The following is a 9,036-nucleotide window of genomic DNA, read 5'->3' as shown; positions in this document are numbered from 1 at the left end:
CGCCGAGCCCCCGCTTCCCCGCGGATCCAGCGCCGGCCGCGCGACCGCGGCCCCCGCTGATCCCCGTCCTGGTGCTGCCCGCGCTGGTGCTGCTGCAGGTCGCGCTGGTCTGGTCCGGGCACGGATCGGCGGCCCTGTGGGCGTGGTGGGCGGTCGCGGTGCCGATGGCGGTGCTGGTGGCCGTGCGGGACCGCGTCGCCGTCGCGCTGCCGTTCGCGCTGTGGTGGCCGGACGTGGCGATGGTGGGTGCGGTGCTCGGCTACTCGCTCACGGCGGTGCCCGCCGGGCACCTCGCGTCCGTCGCCGCGGGGATGCTGGTGGTGTGCGCGCTGGCGCTCCTCCGCTTCCTCCGGTCCCGATCGTCCACGTCGGACCGGCGGCGCGGCCGGTGAGCGCTGGGCCGTCCCCGCGGCGGGGACGGCGCAGCCCGGTCGTCGGTGGCGGTCAGCCGCGGACGACGTTCACCAGGTGCTCGACGGCCTTGTCCACGTCGATCTCCTCGCGCTCGCCGGTGGCGCGGTCCTTGACCTCGACGACGCCCTTCGCGAGACCCTTGCCGACGACGAGGATCGTGGGCACGCCGACGAGTTCGGCGTCGGCGAACTTGACGCCGGGCGAGGAGGTCCGGTCGTCCAGCAGCACCCGCACCCCGGCCCCGTCGAGTTCCGCGGCGAGCCGCTCGCCGCCCTCGCGGACCGTCTCGTCCTTGCCCGCGATGACCACGTGCACGTCGGCGGGGGCGATCACGCGCGGCCACACCAGGCCGAGCTCGTCGTGGCTCTGCTCGGCGATGGCGGCGACCAGGCGGGACACGCCGATGCCGTAGGAGCCCATCGTGATCCGCTTCGGCTTGCCGTCCTGGCCGAGCGCGTCCAGCCCGAACGCGTCGGCGTACTTGCGGCCCAGCTGGAAGATGTGCCCGATCTCGATGCCGCGGGCCGCGACGAGGGTGCCGCCGCCGTCGGGCGCGAGGTCGCCTTCCCGGACCTCGGCGGCCTCGATGGTGCCGTCGGGGGTGAAGTCGCGGCCGCACACCAGGTCCACCACGTGGTGGTCGGCCTGGTCGGCGCCGGTGACCCACGCCGTGCCTGGCACGATGCGCGGGTCGGCGAGGAAGCGGATCCCGTTGTCCTGCAACGCCTTCGGGCCGATGTAGCCCTTCACCAGGAACGGGTTCGCGGCGAAGTCGGCCTCGTCGAGCAGCGCGACCTCGGCGGGTTCCACGGCGGCTTCGAGGCGCTTGAAGTCGACCTCGCGGTCGCCGGGAACCGCGATGGCCAGCAGCTTCCACTCCTGCGCACCCGGTTCGCGGGTCTTGACCAGCACGTTCTTCAGGGTGTCGGCGGCGGTGAACTCGCGGCCCAGCCCGGCGCCGTTGAGGTGGTCGACCAGGGTCTCGATGGTCGGCGTGCCGGGCGTGTGGTGCACCTGCGCGGCCGGCTTGTCCTCGATGGACTCGGCTTCGGGCACCGGGGTGACGACGGCTTCGACGTTGGCCGCGTAGCCGGATTCGGTGCTGCGCACGAAGGTGTCCTCACCGGTGGGGCTCTCGGCGAGGAACTCCTCGGAGGCGGAGCCGCCCATCGCGCCGGAGGTCGCGGCGACGATCACGTAGCGCAGGCCCAGCCGGTCGAAGATCCGGATGTAGGCGTCCCGGTGCAGCCGGTACGAGTTCTCCAGCCCCTCGTCGTCGAGGTCGAAGGAGTACGAGTCCTTCATGACGAACTCGCGGCCGCGCAGGATGCCCGCCCGGGGCCGCTCCTCGTCCCGGTACTTGGTCTGCACTTGGTACAGCATGACCGGGTAGTCCTTGTAGGAGTTGTACTCTCCCTTGACGGTGAGGGTGAACAGCTCCTCGTGCGTCGGCCCCAGCAGGTAGTCGGCGCCCTTGCGGTCCTTGAGGCGGAACAGCAGCGGGCCGTACTCGGTCCACCGGTTCGACTGCTCGTAGGGCTCCCGCGGCAGCAGCGCGGGGAAGTGGATCTCCTGGGCGCCGATGGCGTCCATCTCCTGGCGCACGACCTCTTCGACGCTGCGCAGCACGCGCAGGCCCAGCGGCAGCCACGAGTAGACGCCCGGGGCGGCGCGGCGCACGTACCCGGCGCGCACGAGCAGCTTGTGGCTCGGCACCTCGGCGTCGGCCGGATCCTCGCGAAGGGTTCGCAAGAACAACGTCGACATCCTCGTGATCACGGCGGGCGCTCCTCGTGCTGGTCGGTGGGGTGCGGCGATCCGTCGAGGGTATCGGCAGCTACCGGGGCTGATGCCAGCGGATTGCCGGTGCGGTGCGCCGGTCAGCACCGGGTGACCGTCCACTACGCTGGCCGACCGTGCTGGTGCTGCTGCCCCCTTCCGAGACCAAGGCCGCCGGCGGCGACGGGCCGCCGCTGGAGCTGGACGCGCTCGCGCACCCGGAGCTGACGCCGACGCGGCGGAAGCTGGCGGAGGCGCTGCGCTCGCTGGCGGCGGACGTGCCCGCGAGCCTGTCCGCGCTGGGCATCTCCGCGCGGCAGACCGCCGAGGTGGAGCGCAACGCTGCGCTGTTCGACTCGCCGACGGCGCCGGGCCTGGAGCGCTACACCGGGGTGCTGTTCGACGCGCTGGACGTGCGCTCGCTGCCCGCGCCGGAGCGGTCCCGGGCGGACGCGCGGCTGGCGGTGGCCTCGGCGCTGTTCGGGCTGGTGCGCGGCGCGGACCGGATCCCCGCCTACCGGCTGTCGGGCGGCAGCGCGCTGCCCGGGTTCGGCGGGCTGCGCACGGTGTGGCGGCCGGTGCTGGAGCCGGTGCTGCAGGGCGCGGACGACTTCGTGGTGGACCTGCGCTCGGGCGCGTACGCCGATCTGGCGCGGGTCCCGGGGGCGGTGTCGGTGCGGGTGCTGTCGGAATCGGCGGACGGAACGCGCAAGGTCGTCAGCCACCACAACAAGTCCCACAAGGGGCGGCTGGCCCGGGTGCTGGCCGCCGCCGCGGACGAACCGGCCGATGTGGACGGCGTGCTGCGGCTGGCCCGCGGCGCCGGGATGCGGGTGGAGCAGGAGTCCGAGCGGGCGCTGTGCGTGGTCGTCCCCGCCTGACCGCTCCCGCCGCCGACCGGGGACCGCGCACCGGAACGCTCACCGAGAGCTGCCGCGGCGGCACGCCCCGCGACCGTAGTTGATCTTGAACGCGGCCCCGCCGGGCCGATCCGATGACCACATCGGGTAGACTGCGGGCGCACTGGACAACCGCTCGCACGGGACGATCCCGGCGAGTGAGACCGGCCCCCGTTGGCGATCGGTCCTCCCCGGCTCCGGTGCTCCGACATCCACCAGCGGCGCCGTCGATGCGCCGGGCTCGTCCTTGTGATCAGCGCACGACGCGCTACCTCCCCGAGACGTGCCAGTTCCCGGAGGTTCGCAGTGCGTCCTGACTCGTCCCCCGCCGCCCGCTCCCGGCGCCCCCGCCGTCGCGGCTCCAAGCCCGCCGCGGCACCCGCTCCGAGCCTGTTCGACCAGGTCGGCGTGACCGCGGTCGACCCGGCGCCGTTCGACTCGCTGGGCCTGCCGCAGAAGCTGGTGGCCGCGCTCGCCGAGGCCGGGCTGGAGCAGGCGTTCCCCATCCAGGCCGCCACCATCCCGGACGCGCTCAGCGGCCGCGACGTGCTCGGCCGCGGCCAGACCGGGTCCGGCAAGACCCTCGCGTTCGGCCTGCCGCTGCTGGCGATGCAGCGCGGCAGCGCCCGGCCGCTGCACCCGCGCGGCCTGGTGCTGGTGCCCACCCGCGAACTCGCGACGCAGGTCACCACCGCGCTGAAGCCGCTGGCGAAGTCGCTGGGCCTGTACGTGCGCGAGGTCGTCGGCGGGATGCCGTTCAACCGCCAGGCCGACACGCTGCGCCGCGGCGTCGACGTGCTCGTCGCCACGCCCGGCCGGCTGTCCGACCACGTGCGGCAGGGCACCTGCGTGCTGTCCGAGGTGGAGCGCACCGCCCTGGACGAGGCCGACCAGATGGCCGACATGGGCTTCCTGCCGCAGGTCCGCGAGATCCTCGACCTGGTCCCGGCCGACGGCCAGCGGCTGCTGTTCTCCGCGACCCTCGACGGGGACGTGGACAAGCTGGTGCGCGAGTACATGAACGACCCGGTGGTGCACTCGCTGGCACCGCCCGCGGCCAGCGTGGACAGCATGGACCACCACCAGTTCCTGGTGTCCGCGGACGACAAGCTCTCCGTGCTCTCCCGCATCGCCGCTCGCGACGGCCGCACCATCATGTTCGTGCGCACCAAGCACCACGCCGACCGGCTCACGAAGAAGCTGCGCGCGTCGGGGGTGCGCGCGGGCGCGCTGCACGGCGGCAAGGCGCAGAACGCCCGGACCCGCATCCTCGACGAGTTCCGCGCGGGCACCACCGAAACCCTGGTCGCCACCAACGTCGCGGCCCGCGGCATCCACGTCGACGACGTGAGCCTGGTCGTGCACGTGGAGCCGCCGGCGGACCCGAAGGACTACCTGCACCGCGCGGGCCGCACCGCCCGCGCCGGCGCCACCGGCACCGTCGTCACGATCGTGACCGACGACCAGAAGCGCGCCTTCCAGCAGATGGCCTCGAAGGCCGGGGTGAACGCGACGACCACGAAGATCTCGCCGCAGGACGCGGAACTGGAGCGGCTGACCGGGGCCCGCGAGCCCAGCGGTGTCGCCGTCGTCGAACCGCGCAAGGAGACGCCCTCGCGCGGCGGCGGCCCGAAGGGCGGCGGCCGCAGGCAGGGCGGACCGCGTCCGCCGCGCGGCGAAGGCCAGGGCCGCGGCCGCGAGGGCCAGGGACGTCCGGCCCGCGAAGACCGGCCGGCCCGCGGCGACCAGCGCGGCCGCCCGTCCTTCGACGACCAGCGCGGCGGCGACCGGAGCAGGCGCGGCGGCCCGAACTCCCGCGGCGGGCAGCGCCCGCAGCGCTCCCGCCAGTCCTGGGCGGGCTGAGCGTGGCGTCCTCGCGCGCCGTCGACCTCGCCGCCGCGAGCGCGGGCTTCCTGTCGTTCTGGGCGGAACCGCACGTGGCCACGTTGACGACGGTGCGCCCGGACGGCACTCCGCACGTGGTGCCGGTGAACTCCACGCTGGACGTCTCGGCGGGCACCGCCCGGGTGCTGTGCTCGGCCGGTTCGCACAAGGCGCGGCGCGTCCGGGCCGCCGGTGCCGCCGGGGCCCGGGTGGCGCTGTGCCAGGTGGACGGTCGCCGCTGGGCGACGGTGGAGGGCGTCGCGGTGGTCCGGGACGACCCGGAGTTCCGCGCCGACGCCGAAGCCCGCGCCGAAGCCCGCTACGGCCGCCCGCCTCGGCCCAACCCGAACCGCGTCGTCATCGAGATCACCGTCACCAGGGCCCTCAGCAACCTCTGACGCGGTGCCCCGGCTCAGCCGGAGCGCGTGGCCGGGGCGCGCTCGACGTGCGCGTGGCAGGCGGCGAGGAGGTCGCGGAAGCGGCTGAGGCGGGCGATCTCCGCGTCCAGCGCGGCCAGCCGGTCGCCCGCGACCCGGGTGGCGTCCCGCAGCAGCTGCTCCTGCCCGGGGAGGTCGAGCGGAATTCCGCGCTCCGGCAGCGCATCCCCCTCGATCAGGTGCAGGTAGCGCGCCATCGAGGCCACGTCCTCGACGGTGAGCCCGAGCGCCAGCAGCTGCCGGACGATCCGCACCCGCGCCACGTCCCGCTCCCGGTAGGTGCGCTGCCCGGTGGCGGTGCGCTCGGGCGGGTCGAGCAGGCCGCGCTGCTCGTAGAACCGGAGGGTGCGCGGGGTGGTGCCCGCCGCTGCCGCCGCGTCGCCGATCCGCATCCGCGCTCCTCCTGCTCGTCCCCGCGCCGGTCTTCCTAGGGTTCCACCAGCACGGCACCGACGTGGCGCCCGGCCAGCAGGTCCTCCAACGCCCGCGGCGCCCGGTCGATTCCGCTGATCCTGGTGTGCGGGAAGTCGATCTCGCCGTTGCGCAGCCAGCTCGCGAACCGCTCGTTCCACTCCGGCAGCGCGTCCGGGTGGTCGTCGGCGCGGAACCCGGTGACGCGGACGCTCTTGAGGATCAGCTGCGCGAGGTCCAGGTCCACCGGTGCTCGCATCCGGGGTCCCGCGGTGGCGTACTGCGCGGTGAGCGCGCCGGTGAGGGCGATCCGGGCGTGCGGGCGGGCGGCCTCGACCGCGGCCCGCAGCTGCTCGCCGCCGACGAGGTCGACGACCACGTCCAGCCCGTCCGGTGCGGCCGCTGCGAGCTGCTCGCCCAGCGGTTCCCCGCGCAGCACGGCGGCGTCGTAGCCGAGCTCGTCGACGAGCCGCCGCGCCTTCTCCGGGGAGCCGACGCTGCCCACCACCCGGCCCGCGCCGAGCAGCCGCGCGATCCGACCGGCCAGCGAGCCGATCGCCCCGGCCGCGTTGCTGACGAACACCGCGTCCCCGGGCCGCACCGGCGCGATCCGGGTGAGCGCGGCGTAGCCGGTCCAGCCGTGCGAGAGGTGCAGCAGCGGGTCGGGCAGCGCGTCGCCGAGCGGCGCGCACCGGTCGGCGGGCAGCACCGCGAACTCGCGCCAGCCCGCGCCGTGCGACACCAGGTCACCGGGGGCGAACCCGCCGCCCGCGACGACCTCGCCGACGGCGGGGCCGAACGGCACGCCGCCCGGGTGCAGACCGGGGAAATTCGCCACGTCCTGGCCGAGGGCGGTGGTGACGGCCGCGCCGAAGACCTGGAAGCCGAGGTTGCGCACCAGCAGCTCCCCCGGCCCCGGCTCGGGGACGGCGGTCTCGACGACGGTGAAGTCCTGTGCGGTGGGCAGGCCTGCGGGCGGGTGGGCGAGGCGGACCTCGCGGGACGTGCGGGACATCGGGTTCCTCCCGGTCGTGGCTGGAGCGGGCGGACGCTAACCCCTGACCCGCGCGTCAAGGTCAAGCGCGCGCACCTGATCGCGCTCGCCGCGGCCGCGCGTGGTGAGGTGGTGAGGTGAGCGAGCAGCGGGAACCGGTCGACGTGGTGGGCATCGGAGCGGACGGCTGGGACGGCCTGACCGAGGTGGCGCGGCAGCGGATCTCCGCCGCCGACGTGGTGTTCGGCAGCCGCCGCCAGCTGGACCTGCTGCCGCCGGGCACCGCGGAGCCGGTGGCCTGGCCGTCGCCGATGCTGCCCGCGCTGCCCGGCCTGTTCGAGGAGCACGCGGGCCGCGCGATCTGCGTGCTGGCCAGCGGCGATCCGATGTTCCACGGCGTCGGCGCCACCCTGGCGCGGGTGCTGGGCGCGGAGCGGCTGCGGGTGCTGCCGCAGGTGTCGTCGGTGGCGCTGGCGTGCGCCCGGATGGGCTGGGCGCAGCAGGACGTGTCCGTGGTGAGCCTGGTGGGCAGGCACGCCGAGCTGCTGCACCCGGAGATCCAGCCGGGCCGCCGCCTGGTGGTGCTCAGCTCGGACGCGCAGACCCCGGCGCGGGTGGCGGCGCTGCTGGTGGCGCGGGGTTTCGGCGGCAGCTCGATGGCGGTGCTGGGCGACCTCGGCGGGCCGGGCGAGTCCCGGGTGGCGGCGACGGCGGCCCGCTGGCCGCACCCGGAGGTGGCGGCGCTGAACGTGATCGCCGTGCACTGCTCCCCCGACGACGACGCCGAACGCAGGCCCCGCACGCCCGGGCTGCCGGACGAGGCGTTCCAGCACGACGGGCAGCTGACCAAGCGGGACGTGCGCGCCCTCACCGTCTCCCGGCTCGCCCCGACGCCCGGTGAACTGCTGTGGGACGTGGGTGCGGGCGCCGGTAGCATCGCGATCGAGTGGATGCGCTGCGACCCGGCGAACCGCGCGATCGCCGTCGAGCACCGCGAGGACCGGGCGGCCCGCATCACGACGAACGCGATGACCCTCGGCGTGCCCGGCCTGGACGTGGTCGTCGGTGCCGCGCCCGGCGCGCTGGACGACCTGGAGGCGCCCGACGCGGTGTTCGTCGGCGGCGGCGCGACGGTCCCGGGAGTGCTGCAGCGGTGCTGGGACGTGCTGCGACCGGGCGGCAGGCTCGTGGTGAACGCGGTGACGATCGAATCGGAGGTCCTGGTGGCGGACTGGTACGCCCGCTGCGGCGGAGAGCTGGTGCGGATCGCGGCGGAGCATGCCTCCCCCGTCGGCGGGTTCACCGGCTGGCGGCCCGCGATGCGCATCACCCAGTGGACGGTGGCGAAATGACGGTGCACTTCATCGGCGCCGGCCCCGGTGCCGCTGACCTGATCACGGTGCGCGGGCAGGACGTGCTCGCCGCGTCCCCGGTGTGCCTGTACGCGGGCAGCCTGGTGCCGGTGGAGCTGCTGGAGCACTGCCCGGACGGGGCGCGGCTGGTGGACACCGCGAACCTGGACCTGGACGCGATCCTCGCCGAGCTCGTCGCCGCGCACGAGGCGGGGCTGGAAGTGGCGCGGCTGCACTCCGGCGATCCGTCGGTGTTCAGCGCCGTCGCCGAGCAGATGCGCCGCCTCGACGCGGTCGGCGTGCCCTACGACGTGGTGCCCGGGGTGCCCGCGTTCGCCGCCGCGGCGGCGGCGTTGCAGCGCGAGCTCACGGTGCCGGGCGTCGGGCAGACCGTGGTGCTCACCCGCACCTCGGCGCAGGCGACGCCGATGCCCGCGGGCGAGGACCTGGCGACGCTGGGGCTCAGCCGGGCGACGATGGTGCTGCACCTGGCGGTGAACCGGATCGAGGAGCTGGTGGAGCAGCTGGTGCCGAACTACGGCGCGGACTGCCCGGTGGCGGTGGTGGCCGCGGCGAGCCGCGCCGATGAGGTGGTGCTGCGGGGGACGCTCGGCGACATCGCGGCGGCGGTGCGGGCGGCGGGGATCACCCGGACCGCGGTGGTGGTGGTCGGTGCGGTGCTGACGGCGTCGTCCTTCCCCGACAGCCACCTGTACTCGACGACCCGCTGCCGCAGCTGAGCTCTCTCCGCTAGTGCTCCGTCCTGCTCTTCTGCTGCCTAGCACTGGGGTGGCGGAACCTCAGCGCCCTCCTCGCTGCGGGATCGTTTTCACCGGTGGCTCCGCCACAGGAGAAAACGCTGTCCT

The 9,036-nt window shown here is 74.9% G+C and carries 9 protein-coding genes; 6 read left to right on the top strand and 3 right to left on the bottom strand.

Features of this window, described 5'->3' with window-relative positions:
* On the top strand, positions 1-392 hold a 392-nt coding region (locus LCD35_RS29080), incomplete at its 5' end, for a hypothetical protein (protein WP_225045263.1).
* A gap of 52 nt (positions 393-444) precedes the next feature.
* On the opposite strand, the gene LCD35_RS29075 is transcribed toward LCD35_RS29080, so the two are convergent.
* The gene (locus LCD35_RS29075) at positions 445-2,193 is read right to left on the bottom strand and encodes a proline--tRNA ligase (RefSeq protein ID WP_225045262.1); all 1,749 of its coding nucleotides are present in this window, start codon (positions 2,191-2,193) and stop codon (positions 445-447) included.
* A gap of 137 nt (positions 2,194-2,330) precedes the next feature.
* On the opposite strand from LCD35_RS29075, the gene yaaA reads away from it, so the two are divergent.
* The 3 genes from yaaA (at position 2,331) to LCD35_RS29060 (ending at position 5,374) form a co-directional block, all read left to right on the top strand.
* Entirely contained in the window at positions 2,331-3,074 is a 744-nt protein-coding gene (gene yaaA, locus LCD35_RS29070; RefSeq protein ID WP_224962073.1) for a peroxide stress protein YaaA, read from the top strand.
* 324 nt (positions 3,075-3,398) lie between these two features.
* A complete protein-coding gene (locus LCD35_RS29065) occupies positions 3,399-4,955 on the top strand; it encodes a DEAD/DEAH box helicase (protein ID WP_374108155.1) in 1,557 nt (518 codons plus the stop codon).
* Between the two features lie 2 nt (positions 4,956-4,957).
* Positions 4,958-5,374 carry a pyridoxamine 5'-phosphate oxidase family protein gene (locus LCD35_RS29060; RefSeq protein WP_224962071.1) on the top strand — a complete coding sequence of 139 codons (417 nt, stop codon included), beginning with the start codon at positions 4,958-4,960 and terminating at the stop codon, positions 5,372-5,374.
* Between the two features lie 14 nt (positions 5,375-5,388).
* Here the strand turns inward: LCD35_RS29060 and LCD35_RS29055 are convergent, their stop codons facing one another.
* Both LCD35_RS29055 and LCD35_RS29050 read right to left on the bottom strand, forming a co-directional pair.
* A complete protein-coding gene (locus LCD35_RS29055) occupies positions 5,389-5,805 on the bottom strand; it encodes a MerR family transcriptional regulator (RefSeq protein WP_224962069.1) in 417 nt (138 codons plus the stop codon).
* A gap of 35 nt (positions 5,806-5,840) precedes the next feature.
* Positions 5,841-6,839 carry an NADP-dependent oxidoreductase gene (locus LCD35_RS29050; RefSeq protein WP_224967594.1) on the bottom strand — a complete coding sequence of 333 codons (999 nt, stop codon included), beginning with the start codon at positions 6,837-6,839 and terminating at the stop codon, positions 5,841-5,843.
* 116 nt (positions 6,840-6,955) lie between these two features.
* Between LCD35_RS29050 and cbiE the strand changes: the two genes are divergently transcribed.
* On the top strand, positions 6,956-8,170 hold the full coding sequence (cbiE, locus tag LCD35_RS29045; protein ID WP_224962065.1) for a precorrin-6y C5,15-methyltransferase (decarboxylating) subunit CbiE: 1,215 nt from the start codon (positions 6,956-6,958) through the stop codon (positions 8,168-8,170).
* Positions 8,167-8,910, top strand: coding sequence for a precorrin-4 C(11)-methyltransferase (gene cobM, locus LCD35_RS29040; protein WP_224967592.1), 744 nt, complete (start codon positions 8,167-8,169; stop codon positions 8,908-8,910). Before cbiE ends, cobM begins: the two co-directional genes overlap by 4 nt.
* Positions 8,911-9,036 lie beyond the last annotated feature (126 nt).

Source organism: Saccharopolyspora sp. 6V (assembly GCF_020176785.1).
Classification (GTDB): domain Bacteria; phylum Actinomycetota; class Actinomycetes; order Mycobacteriales; family Pseudonocardiaceae; genus Saccharopolyspora_C; species Saccharopolyspora_C gregorii.
Note: the sequence above shows the minus strand (reverse complement) of the source record. Positions and strands in the feature narration are given on the sequence as shown.